The following is a 15,980-nucleotide window of genomic DNA, read 5'->3' on the forward strand; positions in this document are numbered from 1 at the left end:
GGTCGGACGGGCGGGGGTGGTGCCGGGATCGGCGGGAAGCGGGGAAGAGACGGTCACGGGGACTCACTCCCATCGTTGTGGCCGGTCCGCACGCCCTGGGAGAGCAGACCGAGAAACGAGAGACGGAACGCCCGGGCGCAGGAACGGCATTCCCAGGCGCCGTGGCCCTCCTCGGAGGGCCGCAGGTCCGTCTCACCGCAGTAGGGGCAGTGGAAGGGTGCCGCGCGGCCGCTCACTTCAGCGCCCCTTCCTCGGCGCGCAGCGCCCAGTGCGCGAACCGCTCGCCGCTCTCGCGCTGCGCCTGGAAGTTGCGCAGCACCCGCTCGACGTAGTCGGGGAGTTCGGTGGCGGTGACCTTCAGACCGCGGACCTTGCGTCCGAAGCCGGCCTCCAGACCGAGGGCGCCGCCGAGGTGGACCTGGTAGCCCTCCACCTGGTTGCCGTCGGCGTCCAGCATCAACTGACCCTTCAGGCCGATGTCGGCGGTCTGGATGCGGGCGCAGGCATTGGGGCAGCCGTTGACGTGGATGCTGATCGGCTCCTCGAACTCCGGCATGCGGCGCTCGAGTTCGTCGATCAGGGCGGCGCCGCGCGCCTTGGTCTCCACGATGGCGAGCTTGCAGAACTCGATGCCGGTGCAGGCCATCGTGCCGCGGCGGAACGGCGAGGGCGTGACCTGGAAGCCCAGTGCCTCCAGCCCGGAGACCAGGGAGTCGACCTGGTCCTGCTCGACGTCCAGGACGATCATCTTCTGCTCGACGGTGGTGCTCAGGCGGCCCGAGCCGTGGGCCTCCGCCAGCTCCGCGATCTTGGTGAGGGTGGCGCCGTCGATACGGCCCACGCGGGGGGCGAAACCCACGTAGAACCGGCCGTCGTTCTGGGCGTGGACGCCGACGTGGTCGCGCCAGCGGTTGCTGGGCTGTTCGGGGGCGGGGCCGTCGGCCAGCTCCCGCTTGAGGTACTCCTCCTCCAGGACCTCGCGGAAGCGCTGCGGTCCCCAGTCGGCCATGAGGAACTTCAGGCGGGCGCGGTTGCGCAGCCGCCGGTAGCCGTAGTCGCGGAAGATGCCGACCACACCGGCCCAGACCTCCGGCACCTCGGTCACCGGCACCCAGGCACCCAGGCGCTCGCCCAGCCGCGGGTTGGTGGAGAGGCCGCCGCCGACCCAGAGGTCGAAGCCGGGTCCGTGCTCGGGGTGGTTCACGCCGACGAAGGACACGTCGTTGATCTCGTGGACGACGTCCTGCACGGGGGAGCCGGAGATGGCCGTCTTGAACTTCCGCGGCAGGTTGGAGAACTCCGGGCTGCCGATGAAGCGGCGCTCGATCTCCTCGATGGCGGGGGAGCCGTCGACCAGCTCGTCCGCGGCGATGCCCGCGACCGGCGAGCCGATGATGACGCGGGGGGTGTCGCCGCACGCCTCGGTGGTGGACAGGCCCACCCCCTCCAGCTTCTCCCAGATCGCGGGGACGTCCTCGATCCGGATCCAGTGGAGCTGGATGTTCTGCCGGTCGGTGATGTCGGCCGTGCCGCGGGCGTACTGCTGCGAGACCTCGCCGATGGTGCGGAGCTGAGCGGTGGTCAGCCGGCCGCCGTCGATGCGCACGCGCAGCATGAAGTACTTGTCGTCCAGCTCCTCCGGCTCCAGGACCGCGGTCTTGCCGCCGTCGATCCCGGGCTTGCGCTGGGTGTACAGCCCCCACCAGCGCATCCGCCCCCGCAGGTCGGCGGGGTCGATGGAGTCGAAACCGGACTTGGAGTAGATCGTCTCAATGCGTGTCCGCACATTGAGACCGTCGTCGTCCTTCTTCACCTGCTCGTTGCCGTTGAGGGGGGTGAAGTGGCCCTTGGCCCACTGGCCCTCGCCGCGGTGCCGGCTCACCTTGCGGCGCGGCGTCGACGCGGTGGACTGGGCGCCCCGGGCCGGCGGCTGGGGGGCTTCGGGGGTGGCGGCCATGGAATTACGTCCTTCGTGGCAGGTCCGTCGGGACAGGGGCAGGCGGCTTCGGACAGGGGGGAGCGGCCGCGGCGCGGTGCCGTGCCGGGCTACTGGTCACGCCGGGGCGTGGGAGGAGGGCCTCGCCCGGGGAGCCCGGGGAGTGCGCCCCAGCGGCTGCTGGGGGCCGCGGTCCACGACGACGGGGACGGCGGGAGGTGGCGGTGCTGGGACTGTCAGCCCGCCGGACAGATGGCGCTGGACATGCGGCCGAGGTCGACGTGGCGTCGACTCACCAAGGCAATTCCGGCGCGAGACATGACGGAAGCGTGTCACGGCCCGCTTCGGACAGTCCACTATCGTCCGCTATGCGGACAAGTATGTCTCGCATGTTAAAACATTATGGCTTGGGTCACACGGTTCCGCCCCGCGCTGCGGAGGCTGTGCCGGCCTCGACCGGGGGAGCCGGGCTGCGTCGCGGCGCGTACCGCGGGGGCGGAGGGCGGCGTACCGCCTCCGTGCGGGAGGCGGGGGCGGCCGGCGGTCCGGGAGCGGGAAGGGGTCAGGTCGTGGGGCCTGCCCCGGGCCAGGGCCCGGGGGTGGGGGTGTCCGCCTCCTGCGTCGTCTCCGTCGCGAAGACCCGGAAGCCGCGGCTGCGGTAGTTGTCCAGGGCGTGTGGACCGTCCTTGCTGCAGGTGTGGAGCCAGACCCGCGCGGTGTCCGGCAGCCCCTCCCGGCGGCGGCCGAGGTCCCAGGCCCGGGCGGTCCCCACCGACAGCAGGTGCCCGCCGGTTCCCCGCCCCCGGAAGGCCGGGAGCAGCCCGAAGTAGGTGATCTCCACGGCCCCCGCCGCCTGCGGCTCCAGCTCCAGGTAGCCGGCCGGCGTCCCCCGCTCGTACGCCACCCAGGTCTCCACCCCGGGCCGCCCGAGGTACTCCTGCCAGCGCCGGTAGGACCAGGCCAGCCGGTCGCTCCAGCGGATGTCGCCGCCCACCGCGGTGTAGAGGAAGCGGCTCAGCTCGGGGGAGGGCACCTCCGCACGAACCACCCGGACCCCGCGGTCGGCCGCGGGTTCCGGGGCGGGCCGCAGATCGGCCGGCGAGGTCTGCTCCAGGGACCAGGTGGTGACGGTGAGGCTCATGCGCCGCATCCCATCACGGTGGCCGGCGACCCCCGCGGGCGGCCCTCCTCACTCGGTCCGCACCAGCCGCGCCGAGACGGCCACGCCGGCCGGTGCGGTGGTGTCCCCGGAGGTCAGCAGCCGCAGTTCGGGCCTGGCGGCCGGGCGGCGGGCCGCCTGGGCCGCGTCGTCGATCCCGACGGCCGCCTGCGACTCGTAGACCTGGAAGACCGCCGCCCGCCCGTCCTGCCGGGTGAGCCGCACGGTGTCCCCCGGCGCGAGTTCGCGCAGCCGCCGGAAGGCGCCCGGTGTCCCGGCCGTCCCGGTCCCGCCCACCAGCACGGCCGTACCCCGCTGACCCGGCGCCGCCGAGAACCGGAGCCAGCCGGCGACGCGCGGCTCCAGGCCGGACGCGGCAGCCGTCGAGGGGGCGGCCGTCGAGCGGGTGGCCGCGGCGCCGGCGCCCCGCCCGAGCGGCACCACCGGGGCGGCCAGCCCGATCGAGGGTGCCTCCAGGCGCACCGGCGCGGAGTGGGGGAGGGCGGCCGGCGTCCCGGCCGGCGGGTGCGCGGCGTCCAGCGCCCGGCCGTCGTGCGAGGCGGTCGGCGACTCGCCGGACAAGGAGGTCTCGCCGACGATGGCGCTGCGCACCAGCGCCACACCGATGAACGCGGCCACGAGCAGCGCCACCCGGTTGGGGCGCCGGTAGGCGGACTCGCCCTGCTCCGCCTTTGCCGGCGCGGCCCGCCGCACACGAGCCCACGGACCTCTCCTCGCCTTCGCCGGGGCCGTCTTCGCTTGGGCCGCCTTCGCCTGGGCCGCCTTCGCCGGGGCCGGCTCCGCCGTCCCGGGGGCGGGGGCGTCCCCGGTCGTGGTGTCGGTCTCGGATGAAGCCATGTCGTCCGCCTCCCGCTGCTCGCCCTGCCTGCCGGTGCCCGTGCTGCGGGCGGCGCGGTGAGTGCCCGCGACATCCCGGGGGTCGACCTTCCCGGCCCGGGTTTCGCCCGTTCGGGCCTGCGGTATCGGGTGGTCGACGGGCCGGGTGGCCGCAACCGCAGGCGAGGGGCCCCTGCCTCCCGGCCGCCGGGCCGCGACGTGCGGGTCCCGGGTACCGCGCCCGCGGAGCCGCGAGGCGGGGAGCCGGAAAGAGGACGGTGGAATGCTGGAGATCGTGGTGGACGACCTCTCGGGGCGGGCGATCGCGGCCTTCCTCGACGAACACGTCCGCCAGATGCGCACCACGACGCCGCCGGAGAGCAAGCACGCCCTCGACCTCGACGCCCTCCGGGGGCCGGAGGTGACGTTCTGGACGGTTCTGGACGACGGCGGGGTGGTGGGCTGCGGCGCCCTGAGACGGCTCACCCCGACGCACGCGGAGCTGAAGTCGATGCGCACCTCTCCGGCCCGGCAGCGCGGCGGGATCGCCTCCCTGCTGCTGGAGCACATCATCGGTGAGGCCCGGCGCACGGGACTGGCCAGACTGAGCCTGGAGACCGGCTCGGGCGCGTTCTTCCTGCCCGCCCGGCGGCTGTACGAGAAGTTCGGCTTCCGGGAGTGCGCGCCGTTCGGCGACTACGGGCCCGACCCCCTCAGTACGTTCATGACCCGGCAGCTGTGAACGCCCGTCAGGCCCCCGGGCCCCCGCCGGACGGTGCAGACCGCAACCCGCCCCCGCCCCGGACCGCAGGCGCGGCCGGGGCGGAGGCGGGGGCCGGGGAGGGCGTCAGGCCACGAGCCCGGCGTCCTCACTGAGCAGGACCCGCACCATGCGGCAGGTGGTCGCCGACGGCGGGTGGACGCCGATCCGGGCCGCGGTGGTGCGTATGCGGCGGTCGGAGGCGGCCCCGGGCCGGTAGACGCCGGAGTCGAGCAGGGCGATGGCCAGACGCATGGCCTTGAGGCGCCGGTTGTGCGAGACGTACCACTCGCGGGGCTTGCCGGCGGGCAGCGGCTTCTTCTTCTGCGGAACGGACAGCGGACAGAGCGGGGCAACGGCCATCGGACGACCTCCGGGAGGCTGGTGACGAACCCTCACGAACTGCCTCCATTCTACCGGCGCCCACTGACAGAAGACCCTGCTCAGCAGCGAAAAGCGAACGTCTGCACGCGTCGGTTGCCGGGTCCCGCCGCAGCCCGCCCGGGGCCCGCCCGTCGACGCCCTACCGCCCCCACTCCGCCACCCGGGCCCGCGCCACGAGAGCCGACAGGTCCAGGGTCTGCGGCAGCGTCCCGAACGCCGCGCCCGCCTCGACGCCCAGCCGGCCGGCGCAGAACGCGTCCGAGACCTCGGCCGGCGCGTACCGCACCAGCAGCGAGGCCTGGAGGACGAGGGCGAGCCGTTCCACCACCCGACGGGCCCGGCTCTGCCCGTCCGCCAGCTCGGCCAGTTCCCCCAGCAGCCCCCGCGCCGCCGCGTCCAACCGGTGGTCGATCCCGCGGGTCGCGCCGATCTCCGTCAGCAGGGCGTCCAGACAGGCCGGTTCCTCCCGCAGCAGTCGCACCACTTCGAGCGCCTGGACGTTGCCCGCCCCGGCCGCCACCGCGGGCAGCGGCGAGCCGCGCAGCAGCCGCGCGAGAGCGAACTCCTCCACGTAGCCGTCACCGCCCAGGCACTCCAGGGCCTCACCGACCAGCGGCGTGCACCGCCTGGTCACCCAGTACTTCGCCGCCGGCACCGCGATCCGCGCGAAGGCGCGCTCGGCCTCGGTCCCGGCGTCCTGCGCGGCCGCCAGCCGCAGCGCGAGCACCGTGGCGGCCTCCGACTCCAGCGCCAGGTCCGCCAGGACGCCCCGCATCAGCGGCCGGTCGGCCAGCGTCCCGTCCCCGGCCGCCCGCCCGTGGCAGTGGTGGACCGCGACCGCCACCGCCTGCCGCATCGTCGCCGCCGCCCCCGTCACGCAGTCCAGCCGGACCTGCGCCGCGGCCGGGGCGAGGACCTCGGCGCCGCGCCCCTCCTCGCCGATCCGCCGGGCCCAGGCCGAACCGTCGAAGGACACCTCCGCCACCGCCTCGGCGCGGCTGCCCAGCTGCTCCTTGAGCCGCTCCAGCCGGAGGGCGTTGCGGCTGCCGTCCGCCAGCACCCGCGGCACCCAGAACGCGGTCGGGCCGCCGGGCGCGCGGGCCAGGACCAGGAAGGCGTCGGACATCGGTGCCGTGCAGAACCACTTGTGGCCCGTGAGCAGGTACTCGCCCCCACCCGCCAGCGGCTCGGCGTGCGTGGCCACCCCCCGCGCCCCGCCGCCCTGGCGCTCCGTCACCGCCACGCCGGCCAGCACCCCGCTCTTGCGGGCGATCGGCAGCAGCTCCTGGACGTAGAGGTGCGCGAGGAGAGCGGGTTCCCACTCCCGCGCCACGGCCGGCTCGGTGCGCAGCGCCGGCACCACCGCGTGGGTCGTCGACAGCGCCGCGCAGTGGCCGGCCTCGGCCTGACTCCACACCAGCAGCCCGGCCGTCCGCCGCACGTGGCCGCCGGGACGCGACCAGGCGTCGGTGAGCCCCGCCGAGACGGCGTGCCCCAGCAGCCGGTGGTACGCCGGGTGGTACTCGACCTCGTCCAGCCGGTCCCCGGTGCGGTCGTGGGTGAGCAGCCGCGGCGGGTGCTGCCCGGCGAGCCGTCCCCACCGCTGGGCCCGCGCCGACCCCGCCGAGCGCCCCAGCTCCGACAGCTCCCGGCGCGCCTGAGCGAGATGCTCCTCGGGGAGGTGACGGGTGACCGCCTCGGACAGTGCCGCGTCGGAGGTGAAGACGTCGTAGCGGACGAGCGGCTCCGGCTGGTTCCTCGCCGAATGCGTCGTCCCGGTAGGGGCTGCCATGCCGGATACGTTAGGGAGGTGGAGCCAGGACACGAAACACACCAGGGGCTTCCCGGACGCCTGCGTCGCGCCCGGGTCCTCTACCGCAACGTCTCCAAACGGCGCCTGGCCTGGCTCCTGCTGAAGGACACCGTCGACTCGTGCATGCGCTACCGGGTCACCGGACTCGCCGCGGAGGCCGCGTTCTTCTGCCTGCTCTCCCTGCCACCCCTGCTGCTGGGCCTCATCGGCCTGCTCGGCTACCTCTCGCCCTGGGTGGGCCAGTCCACCCTGGACGGTATCCGCGACCACGTCCTGCACGCCGCGGGCGCCGTCCTCTCGGCCCGGGGCGTGGACGAGATCGCCCGCCCCCTGCTCAACGACGTCTTCACCGGCAAACGGCCCGACGTGGTGTCCCTCGGCTTCGCCATCGCCCTGTGGTCCGGCTCCCGTGCCGTGAACGTCTTCGTCGACACCATCACCATCATGTACGGGCTGGAGGGGCGCCGGGGCATCATCCGGACGCGGCTGCTGGCCTTCGCCCTGTACCTGGTGGCACTCGTCCTCGGCGCGGTCGCCCTGCCGCTGATGGTGGCGGGCCCGGACGCCGTGGTGGGGTGGCTGCCGGAGAGCAGGACCACGGTCACCGTCCTGTACTGGCCGGTGGTCACGGTCGTCTCGGTGGCCTTCCTGACGACCCTGTACCACCTCTCGGTACCGGTGCGCACCCCGTGGCGGGAGGACGTCCCCGGAGCCGTGACGGCGCTCGCCATCTGGGTGCTGGGCAGTTTCCTGCTCCGGCTCTACCTCATCGAGACGGTCGAGGGGCCCACCATCTACGGCTCGTTGGCCGCACCCGTGGCCGTCCTGCTCTGGATCGGGGTCTCCGCCTTCGCCGTCCTGGTCGGCGCCGCCGTCAATGCGGCGCTGGACCGCGTCTGGCCCTCGGTGGCCACCGCTGCCGGCCGCGCCGAGCGGGAACGGCTGGCGAAGGCCCTGCTGGCCGCCGGCGCGGTCCCGCACGGGGCGACCAGGCTGGACGGCCCCGAGCACGAGCGCGGCCCGGACGGTGACCGGCAGCCCCCCGAAGGCCCGCGCCCGGGGCCCACCCCACCGACCGGGGCGGCCCCGCCTCCCCAGGACCCGGGACCCGCCCAGGACCCACCGGACGGGGAGGACCCACCGGACGGGGAGGACCCGCCGGGCGGCGAGGGCGGCGGCTCCCGTCCCGGCCCCGCGGGGTGATCCGGGCGGCCGGCGGGCACCCCACCGCGCCATGACCTCCTCCCGTCGACACCGCCGACACCGCCGACACCGCCGACACCGCCGACCGCCTCCGCCGCCGGGCGCGGACCGGCTGCCGGGCACCGAGGCGTCCTACTGGATGCACCAGGCACCCACCACCGGCCACCCCCCGCTGCGCGGGCACGTCGAGGCGGACGTGGTCACCTGGCCCGCGCGCACTTCCCCGGCTACCGCACGGTGTGGCGGTGGACCGGGCAGGCGCCGGGCCGGACGGCAGGCGTTGGGCCGGACGAGGGCGATGCCGGCACCGGAACGCGTCAAGGCCGTCACCGGGGGACACCCGCCGCGGTGTGCCCCTCGTGAAGCTCCCCGGCGTCTACGGCCCGCAGGACGACAGCGACCTCCTGGCGAGCGCGCTGCGCCGCGAGCGGCTGCCCGCCGGAGCACGCGCCCTGGAACTGGGGACCGGCACCGGCTTCCTCGCCCTCGTCGCACTGGAGGCCGGGGCCGCACACGTCACCGCGGTCGACCGGTCCCGCCGCGCCGTGTGGACGGCCCGCCTCAACGCGCAGCTCGCCCGCCGGCACCACCGCCTCGACGTGGTCCACGGCGACCTGCTGGACCTCCTGCCGCCCCCGTCCACCCCCCTGACGGCCGCCGGGACCGCCGGCACCCGCGGAACACGGCCCGCCGCCGCCCGCCCCGGCCAGGCCGCGGCCACTGCCGGCGGCCGGCTGCGCCGCCGCTACGACCTGGTCCTCGCCAACCCGCCCTACGTGCCCGCTCCCGACCGGGATGCCACGCCGCGGCGGGCCCGGGCCTGGGACGCGGGCCCCGATGGACGCGCCGTCCTGGACCGGCTCTGCGCCGCGGCACCCGCGCTGCTCGGCCCCCGCGGGGTGCTGCTGCTCGTCCACTCCGAGATCGCCGCCCCCGACCGCACCCTGGCGCAGCTCACCGAGGCCGGACTGGACGCCGGGATCGTGGCCCGCCGGCTGGTCCCCTTCGGCCCGGTACTGCGCTCCCGCGCCGACTGGCTCGTCACCCGCGGCATGGTCTCGCCGGGGCAGGACGCCGAGGAACTCGTCGTGGTCCGCGCCGGGCGGCCCCCGGAGCAGGCCGCGTGAGCGCGCCCGGACACCGGCGGCTCGGCCCACCCCACGCGCCGCGCCCCGCCCCGGCGGCGCGGCCCCCCTCCCCGGGGTGACCGGTAGCGCCGTGCGGCCCCAACGGCGCTACCGGAAGGCCGACAACTCCCTCCACTGGCGGCGATCGCCCCCTCTCGGCTAGCGACCCGGCGCTCCCTGCGGCCAACTGTGACGAAAGGCCACCGCCGCGGCGGCCGGCGGCTCGCCCCCCCGGCAGCCGGCACCCGGCCCCGGCGTGCGCCAGGCGGACCGGGACGCGTCCCACGCGCCAACGGGCCACGACAGCACGCGAGGAGATCGGAACCGAGATGCCTGCGACACGTCGACGTGGGGTGCACGAGGCCCCGGACACCGAGGACGCCTTCCGCCGGCTGGCCGCTCTCGCCCCCGGCCCCGAGCGCGACCGCGTCCGCCAGGAGATCATCGAGGCCTGGCTGCCGATGGCCGAGCGCATCAGCCGCCGCTTCCGCAACAAGGGGGAGCAGGCATCCGACCTCCAGCAGGTGGCCGCGGTGGCGCTCGTCAAGGCGGTCGACGGCTACGATCCGGAGCTGGGCCACGCCTTCCCCAGCTACGCCGTGCCCACCATCACCGGCGAGCTCAAACGCCACTTCCGGGACTGCGTGTGGAGCGTCCACATCCCGCGCCGGGCCCAGGAACTGCGACGCATCGTCCGCACCGCACGAGGCAGCCTGGAACAGACCCTGGGCGGCGCCGTGCCCACGGTCGCACAGCTGGCCGTCGAGACGGGACTGAGCGAGGACGACGTCTGCCTGGGGCTGGAGGCGGAGAGCGTCCACCGCACCATGCCGCTGGACGCCCCGGCCGGCGACCAGCACGAGACGCCGCTGGCGGACCTGCTCGGCGCGCCCGACGACGCCATGGAGCTGTGCACCGACCTGGTGTCGCTGCGCCCCCTGCTCGCCGCCCTCCCCGACCGGGAGCGCCGCGTGCTGTACCTGCGGTTCTTCGAGGAGCTCAGCCAGCAGCAGATCGGGTTGCGCGTAGGCCTGTCACAGATGCACGTGTGCCGCATCCTGCGGCGCACCCTCGCCGAACTCCGCGAGAACCTGCTGCTCCCGGCATGATCGGGTACCCGTCGGTCAGATCCGGCGGTGCGGGCCGGCCCGGCCACGACAGGGCGCGGCCCGTGCCCCGGCCACCGCAGTCACTCGTGAGCAGGAAGGCGCTCCCCGATGTCCCTCCGTAACCAGAACTGCCTGCCCGGCGCCCCCTCCTGGGTCAGTCTCATCACCGGCGACCTCGACGCCGCCACCGGCTTCTACGGCGAACTCCTGGGCTGGGAGTTCGAGGAGGGGCCGGCCATGGAGCGCTGGGGCCCCTACCTGCGGGCGCACGTCTGCGGGGTGCCGGTCGCCGGTCTCGGCGCGGCGGCCCGCGACGTGGAGATGCCGGTGTCGTGGACGACGTACTTCGGGGTGACGGACGCCGACACCTGCGCCTCGGCCGTCCGGGAGCGCGGCGGCACGGTGGCCGTGGGACCGCTGACCCTGGGGGTGGGACGTCTCGCACTCGCCGCCGACCCGATGGGGGCCGGGTTCGGCCTGTGGGAGTGCGAGGAGGGCGAGGGCTGGGCCACCCGCCGGCCCCTGGACGGTGCCCCCACCTGGCTGGAACTGCGCACCCGCGACGCCTTCGACGCGGCCCTGTTCTACGGCGGTGTCTTCGGCTGGGACCGTGCGGCGCAGGACCTCTACGACGTCCGCTACGAGGAGGACCGGGTCGTCCTCGCCGTCGACGGCCGCGACATGGCGGGCATGTACGGGGGAGCGGTCGAGGCGGCGGCCGATCCGCAGGTGCGGCCGAGGTGGAACGTCCACTTCCAGGTGTCGGACGTGGACGCGGCGGCGAGCCGCGCCAAGGAGCTGGGCGGAGCCGTCATCACCGAGCCCACCGACCTGTCGTACGGCAGGACCGCGGGGTTGCGGGACACCGAGGGCGCGCTGTTCCACCTCATCGGCCCGAAGGGCGACTGACAGCCGCGCACCGGCGCCCCGCCGGCCCCGGCCGAGGGCGCGCCCGGCCGGGGCCGGCGGCGGGCCGGCGGCGGAGGCCACGCGCCCCGCGACCAGGGGGTTCGGTCACCGGGGCCGAGGGGGTTTGCGTGGCGGGCGCCCCTGTGATGGCCTGGCTGTGGTGGGTGCGCACCGGCGCGGCCGTTCTCACGCCGGCGCTCCCGGCCCGCCGGCGGCGTCGGACCACGACCGTTCCCGGGGCCGGGCCCCTCACCCGCCGACCGCCCACCGCGGGTGGCCCGCCGCCTGGGGCAACCACCGCCGCAGGCCGGCGACGCACCGAGCCGGGCCGCCGCTCCCGTGCCGGCGACCCGGAGAGGAGACGGACATGCTGCTGGCCCATCCCGCCCTGCTGGCGGACCTGGTCGAGGAATACCTGGCGCTGGAGGCCCTGGACGCCGTGGCCGGCGACGAGCGGGCCCGCCGGCGGACGGCCGACCTGGCCTACTCGCTGTGCGTGGCCACCGGTACCGACGACGTGGACGCGGCACTGGTGGCCGCCCGCCACCGGCTCCCGGGGGCACGCCCCGAGGACGACTCCGTCCTGGAGTCCCGTGAGCCCGGTCGTGAGCCCCGCCAGGAGACCCCCGGCTAGCGAGAGCCACCGCCCCGCCCCGCCGGCCCGCAACCGGCAGCTGCGGCCGCCGAAGCGGCCCTCCGCGCCCCGGTCCGCCCGGCGCGGCACCCGCACACCTGCTCGTGACCTTTCCCGCGCCGGACTCGCGCGGCGCGGTCGCACGGGCCGCTCGAACCCCGCTGCCGGTGCGTGACCTCGGGCCGTGCGGGTTTCCCTCGCCCCTTGGCGGTTACCGGGATGACGACCGCCTCACCCGGTGGGGCCCGGCCCGCGACCGGAGTCACACCTCCGGCGCGTGACGGTGGGCCGCCGAACCGGACGTGCCCGCACGAAACAGCGAGAGGATGCCCCGTGTCGATGAAGGTCTCGGACTACGTCCTGCAGCGGCTGCGCGAGTGGGATGTCAGCCATGTGTTCGGCTACGCAGGTGACGGCATCAACGGCCTGCTCGCCGCGTGGGGACGGGCCGAGAACAAGCCCGTCTTCGTACAGGCCCGGCACGAGGAGATGGCCGCCTTCGAGGCGGTGGGCTACGCCAAGTTCTCCGGCCGCCTGGGGGTCTGTGCCGCCACCTCGGGCCCCGGCGCCATCCACCTGCTCAACGGCCTCTACGACGCCAAGCTCGACCACGTGCCGGTGGTGGCGATCGTCGGCCAGACCGCCCGCAGCGCGATGGGGGGCTCCTACCAGCAGGAGGTGGACCTCCAGAGCCTCTACAAGGACGTCGCCTCGGACTTCTGCGAGACGGTGACGGTGCCCGAGCAGCTGCCCAACGTCCTGGACCGTGCGATCCGCACCGCCTACGCACGCCGCTCGGTGACCGCCGTGATCATCCCCGGCGACGTGCAGGAACTCGACTACACGCCGCCGCCGCACGCCTTCAAGATGGTGCCCTCCAGCCTCGGCATGGGCCAGTACGCGCCCGTCCCGGCCCAGGAGGACCTCACCCGGGCGGCGGAGGTGCTCAACGCGGGCGAGAAGGTCGCCGTGCTCCTCGGCCAGGGGGCCCGCGGCGCCCGGGCGCAGGTCGAGCAGCTCGCCGAGCTGACCGGCGCCGGCGTGGCCAAGGCGCTCCTCGGCAAGGACGTCCTCTCCGACGAACTCCCCTACGTCACCGGCTCCATCGGACTGCTGGGCACCCGGCCGAGCTGGGAGCTGATGCAGAACTGCGACACCCTGCTGGTCATCGGGTCGAACCTGCCCTACTCGCAGTTCCTGCCCGAGTACGACCAGGCCCGGGCGGTGCAGATCGACATCGACCCCCACATGATCGGTATGCGCTACCCGTTCGAGGTGAACCTCGTCGGGGACGCCGCCGCGACACTGGACCGGCTGCTGCCGCTGCTGCGTCGCAAGAAGGCCCGCAAGTGGCGTGAGGAGGTCGAGTCGAACGTCAAGCGCTGGTGGGAGGTCATGCAGCGGCGCGCGGACGTGTCGGCCAAGCCGATCAACCCCGAGCACGCCGTGCACGCCCTGGACCCGCTGCTGCCGCACGACGCGATCCTCACTGCGGACTCCGGCTCCTCGGCCAACTGGTACGCCCGGCACCTGCGGATGCGGGGCGACATGCGCGGCTCCCTCTCGGGGACCCTGGCCACCATGGGCCCGGGCGTCCCCTACGTCATCGGCGCGAAGTTCGCCCACCCCGACCGGCCCGCGATCGCGCTCGTCGGTGACGGCGCGATGCAGATGAACGGCATGGCGGAGCTGATCACCGCGAAGGCGTACTGGCAGGAGTGGAGCGACCCCCGGCTGATCATCGCCGTGCTGAACAACCAGGACCTCAACCAGGTCACCTGGGAGATGCGGGCCATGTCGGGCGCCCCCCAGTTCCTGCCCTCGCAGCACCTGCCGGACGTGCCGTACGCCGAGTTCGCCCGCTCCATCGGGCTGGGCGGCGTGCGGGTGGAGTCGCCGGAGGACGTGGAGGACGCCTGGCGGCAGGCGCTGGCGGCGGACCGGCCGTTCGTCGTGGAGTTCGTGACCGACCCGGACGTGCCGCCGATTCCGCCGCACGCCACGCTGGACCAGATCGAGGCCGCCGCCGCCTCGCTGGTCAAGGGCGACTCCGCAACCCCCGGCGTGGTCAAGCAGGGCGTCAAGGCGAAGATCCAGGAGATGCTGCCGGGCGGCAAGCCCCGCCAGGACGAGCCGGGACGCGAGGACTGACGGCCGCGGCCACCGACCGGCCGGGACGACCGGTCCGGGAACGCGTCCCCTCGTCCCACCCCTGACCGCTCCCCCCTGTCCGCACCGCACACGCGCCGCCCGCCGGACAGCCCGTCCGGCGGGCGGCGCGCGTGCCGGCGTCGGCACAGCCCCGCCGCACTCGCCGCAGCCGCCCCAGCCACCCGACCGGCACCGCGCGCCCCTCCGACCGGCGCCGGGTGCTTCCTTCCCGGTCCGGGACTCCGGAGCTCCCGAACACGCCCCGCTGACTGCCCCGAAGCATCAGAGGGCCCCACCCGCGAGGAGCGCGCAGGCTTCCGCACGGACGCAGGCTTCCGTGCCGCGCAGGCTTCCGCACGGCGCACGCTTTCCGCACAGCGCACGCTTTCCGCACGGCGGTGGACGAAGGCCCCCTGCTCCGCGCCGGGCGAACGCGGACGCCCGCCCGGCGCGGAAGACGCGCGGGCGGGCGGGCGGTGGAGCGGTGGAGCGATGGGAGTGGGGTGGTGGGAGAGGCAGCGCGGTGGAGGCTGCCGGGCGGTCCGGCGAAGCGGGCGGTCGTTCAGGCCGCCGTGCGCTCCTGCTCCGGTTCCGGATGGTCCTGCTCCGGGTGCGGCTCGGGGGAGTCCGCGGGTTCCGGAGCGGTGCCCAGTTCCTCCCGGATGCGGGTGCAGGTGCGGGCGATGAGCCGGCAGACGTGCATCTGCGAGATGCCGAGCTCGTCCGCTATCCGGGTCTGCGTCATGTCGCAGAAGAAGCGCAGGTAGAGGATGTGGCGCTCGCGTTCCGGCAGGCGCGCGAGCTGGGGCTTGACGGCCTCGCGGTCGTTGATGAGCCCGAAGCCCGGTTCGAGGGTGCCGAGGCGGTCCTTGAGGCTGTAGCCGTCGTCGTCATCGGAGAGCTCGGCGTCCAGCGACAGCGACTTGTAGCTCTCCAGCGCCTCCAGCCCGAGCAGCACGTCGTCCTCCGACAGGCCGGTGTGGGCCGCGACCTGTGCCACCGAGGGGGAGCGGTGGTCCAGCGAGACGCTCAGCTCGCGCAGCGCCGTCCGCACCTTGGCCCGCACCTCCTGGACCCGCCGGGGGACGTGCACGCCCCAGGTGTTGTCGCGGAAGTGCCGCTTCAGCTCCCCGACGATGGTGGGGACGGCGAAGGTGGCGAAGGCGTCGGCGCGCTCCGGGTCGTACCGGTCCACGGCCTTGACCAGGCCCAGGGCGGCCACCTGCTTGAGATCCTCCAGGTTCTCCCCCCGGTCGCGGAACCGGGTCGCCAGTCGGTCGGCCATCGGGAGCCACGCGGTGATCACCCCCTGCCGCACCGCCTCCCGCTCCGCCCCCTCGGGGAGGGTCAGGAGCCGGGCGAAGTCCTCGGCGGTGTCCGGGGTGTCGGGGTGGGGCGAGCGCTGTGGTGCGCGGGGAGCGGCGTCCTGCCGGGCCGGCCCCTGAGGGTGCGAGGTGTCCTGCTTCCGGCGGGTCGGCTGCCTGCTCCTGGTGGCGACTGCACTGGTCATGGCTGCCCTCCCAGTGTGGTGACGCGGGAATCGGGGGGTACGCGAGAGAGGTCGGGGTGGGGGCGCGGAGCGCCCTGTCGGGGGCGGCCCACGGGGACGGGGGCTGTGCCCTCCTCCGGGTGCCTGCTGACCGAAGCACCTTCGGGCGCCTGTCCAGGGCCCTCCGCCAATCAGACTAGGCTTCGCGGGCGATTGGTGCAGAACGGATCTCTCAGGCAAAAGCCGCTTATAGGTATCCGTGCAGGTCGGACGGGTGGGGTGGGGAGAAAATCCGGTCGCTGGGCGACCGGTCGCGCAGGCGCGTCACCCGGACGGGTAGCGGCCGGTAACCCTCGGAAGCCGGCCACGTGCCACCCACTGTCCCCGTCCGTCGCCGACCGCTGACGCCAGGTGACGAGGCCGGGGCAGCGCAAGGGGCCGCAGGCGGCCGGAGTCACGGGACTCCGGC

15 protein-coding genes are annotated in these 15,980 nt (G+C 74.8%); 7 read left to right on the plus strand and 8 right to left on the minus strand.

All coding sequences use genetic code 11. The features are described from left to right. Positions 1-53: 53 nt before the first annotated feature. From ACFV3R_RS28190 to ACFV3R_RS28210, 5 genes are all read right to left on the minus strand, one after another. Complete coding sequence (locus tag ACFV3R_RS28190; RefSeq protein WP_385588976.1) at positions 54-236, minus strand: hypothetical protein; 183 nt, start codon at positions 234-236, stop codon at positions 54-56. Beyond that, the gene (locus tag ACFV3R_RS28195) at positions 233-1,957 is read right to left on the minus strand and encodes a nitrite/sulfite reductase (protein ID WP_385588978.1); all 1,725 of its coding nucleotides are present in this window, start codon (positions 1,955-1,957) and stop codon (positions 233-235) included. The genes ACFV3R_RS28190 and ACFV3R_RS28195 overlap by 4 nt, the downstream gene beginning before the upstream one ends. 215 nt (positions 1,958-2,172) lie before the next feature. Further along, positions 2,173-2,256, minus strand: a complete 84-nt coding sequence (locus ACFV3R_RS28200; protein ID WP_309471194.1) for a putative leader peptide — start codon at positions 2,254-2,256, stop codon at positions 2,173-2,175. A gap of 242 nt (positions 2,257-2,498) precedes the next feature. Then, positions 2,499-3,077 (minus strand): GNAT family N-acetyltransferase, encoded by a 579-nt coding sequence (locus ACFV3R_RS28205; RefSeq protein ID WP_385588980.1) that lies wholly within the window; start codon positions 3,075-3,077, stop codon positions 2,499-2,501. Positions 3,078-3,125: 48 nt separating this feature from the next. Continuing rightward, entirely contained in the window at positions 3,126-3,953 is an 828-nt protein-coding gene (locus ACFV3R_RS28210) for a class F sortase (RefSeq protein ID WP_385588982.1), read from the minus strand. 265 nt (positions 3,954-4,218) lie between these two features. Here ACFV3R_RS28210 and ACFV3R_RS28215 point away from each other — a divergent pair, with 265 nt between their 5' ends. Beyond that, on the plus strand, positions 4,219-4,674 hold the full coding sequence (locus ACFV3R_RS28215; RefSeq protein ID WP_385589008.1) for a GNAT family N-acetyltransferase: 456 nt from the start codon (positions 4,219-4,221) through the stop codon (positions 4,672-4,674). A 105-nt stretch (positions 4,675-4,779) separates the two neighbouring features. Here ACFV3R_RS28215 and ACFV3R_RS28220 read toward each other — a convergent pair whose 3' ends face one another. Beyond that, positions 4,780-5,055 carry a hypothetical protein gene (locus ACFV3R_RS28220; RefSeq protein WP_385588983.1) on the minus strand — a complete coding sequence of 92 codons (276 nt, stop codon included), beginning with the start codon at positions 5,053-5,055 and terminating at the stop codon, positions 4,780-4,782. Positions 5,056-5,215: 160 nt separating this feature from the next. Beyond that, positions 5,216-6,868 carry an acyl-CoA dehydrogenase family protein gene (locus ACFV3R_RS28225; protein WP_385588985.1) on the minus strand — a complete coding sequence of 551 codons (1,653 nt, stop codon included), beginning with the start codon at positions 6,866-6,868 and terminating at the stop codon, positions 5,216-5,218. Between the two features lie 18 nt (positions 6,869-6,886). Between ACFV3R_RS28225 and ACFV3R_RS28230 the strand changes: the two genes are divergently transcribed. The 6 genes from ACFV3R_RS28230 (at position 6,887) to ACFV3R_RS28255 (ending at position 14,022) form a co-directional block, all read left to right on the plus strand. Next, the gene (locus ACFV3R_RS28230; protein ID WP_385588986.1) at positions 6,887-8,092 is read left to right on the plus strand and encodes a YihY/virulence factor BrkB family protein; all 1,206 of its coding nucleotides are present in this window, start codon (positions 6,887-6,889) and stop codon (positions 8,090-8,092) included. Between the two features lie 350 nt (positions 8,093-8,442). Next, a complete protein-coding gene (locus ACFV3R_RS28235; protein WP_385588988.1) occupies positions 8,443-9,219 on the plus strand; it encodes a methyltransferase in 777 nt (258 codons plus the stop codon). Positions 9,220-9,548: 329 nt separating this feature from the next. Further along, positions 9,549-10,328, plus strand: coding sequence for a SigB/SigF/SigG family RNA polymerase sigma factor (locus ACFV3R_RS28240; protein ID WP_385588990.1), 780 nt, complete (start codon positions 9,549-9,551; stop codon positions 10,326-10,328). Between the two features lie 108 nt (positions 10,329-10,436). After that, entirely contained in the window at positions 10,437-11,237 is an 801-nt protein-coding gene (locus tag ACFV3R_RS28245; protein WP_385588992.1) for a VOC family protein, read from the plus strand. A 367-nt stretch (positions 11,238-11,604) separates the two neighbouring features. Further along, positions 11,605-11,871, plus strand: coding sequence for a DUF5133 domain-containing protein (locus ACFV3R_RS28250; RefSeq protein ID WP_385588994.1), 267 nt, complete (start codon positions 11,605-11,607; stop codon positions 11,869-11,871). A 339-nt stretch (positions 11,872-12,210) separates the two neighbouring features. Further along, positions 12,211-14,022, plus strand: a complete 1,812-nt coding sequence (locus ACFV3R_RS28255; protein WP_385589010.1) for a thiamine pyrophosphate-requiring protein — start codon at positions 12,211-12,213, stop codon at positions 14,020-14,022. Positions 14,023-14,584: 562 nt separating this feature from the next. Here ACFV3R_RS28255 and ACFV3R_RS28260 read toward each other — a convergent pair. Next, positions 14,585-15,532: a SigB/SigF/SigG family RNA polymerase sigma factor gene (locus ACFV3R_RS28260; RefSeq protein ID WP_385588996.1), complete on the minus strand. Its 948-nt coding sequence runs from the start codon at positions 15,530-15,532 to the stop codon at positions 14,585-14,587. Positions 15,533-15,980 lie beyond the last annotated feature (448 nt).

The sequence above is a fragment of the Streptomyces sp. NPDC059740 genome (assembly GCF_042733155.1).
Lineage (GTDB): Bacteria > Actinomycetota > Actinomycetes > Streptomycetales > Streptomycetaceae > Streptomyces.

Excerpts from the sequence above, each read along its gene's own strand:
- ACFV3R_RS28205 (WP_385588980.1), bottom strand. The coding sequence starts at position 3,077 with ATGAGCCTCACCGTCACCACCTGGTCCCTGGAGCAGACCTCGCCGGCC.
- ACFV3R_RS28250 (WP_385588994.1), top strand. The coding sequence starts at position 11,605 with ATGCTGCTGGCCCATCCCGCCCTGCTGGCGGACCTGGTCGAGGAATAC.
- ACFV3R_RS28240 (WP_385588990.1), top strand. The coding sequence starts at position 9,549 with ATGCCTGCGACACGTCGACGTGGGGTGCACGAGGCCCCGGACACCGAG.
- ACFV3R_RS28200 (WP_309471194.1), bottom strand. The coding sequence starts at position 2,256 with ATGTCTCGCGCCGGAATTGCCTTGGTGAGTCGACGCCACGTCGACCTC.
- ACFV3R_RS28260 (WP_385588996.1), bottom strand. The coding sequence starts at position 15,532 with ATGACCAGTGCAGTCGCCACCAGGAGCAGGCAGCCGACCCGCCGGAAG.
- ACFV3R_RS28245 (WP_385588992.1), top strand. The coding sequence starts at position 10,437 with ATGTCCCTCCGTAACCAGAACTGCCTGCCCGGCGCCCCCTCCTGGGTC.
- ACFV3R_RS28210 (WP_385588982.1), bottom strand. The coding sequence starts at position 3,953 with ATGGCTTCATCCGAGACCGACACCACGACCGGGGACGCCCCCGCCCCC.
- ACFV3R_RS28255 (WP_385589010.1), top strand. The coding sequence starts at position 12,211 with ATGAAGGTCTCGGACTACGTCCTGCAGCGGCTGCGCGAGTGGGATGTC.
- ACFV3R_RS28225 (WP_385588985.1), bottom strand. The coding sequence starts at position 6,868 with ATGGCAGCCCCTACCGGGACGACGCATTCGGCGAGGAACCAGCCGGAG.
- ACFV3R_RS28220 (WP_385588983.1), bottom strand. The coding sequence starts at position 5,055 with ATGGCCGTTGCCCCGCTCTGTCCGCTGTCCGTTCCGCAGAAGAAGAAG.
- ACFV3R_RS28195 (WP_385588978.1), bottom strand. The coding sequence starts at position 1,957 with ATGGCCGCCACCCCCGAAGCCCCCCAGCCGCCGGCCCGGGGCGCCCAG.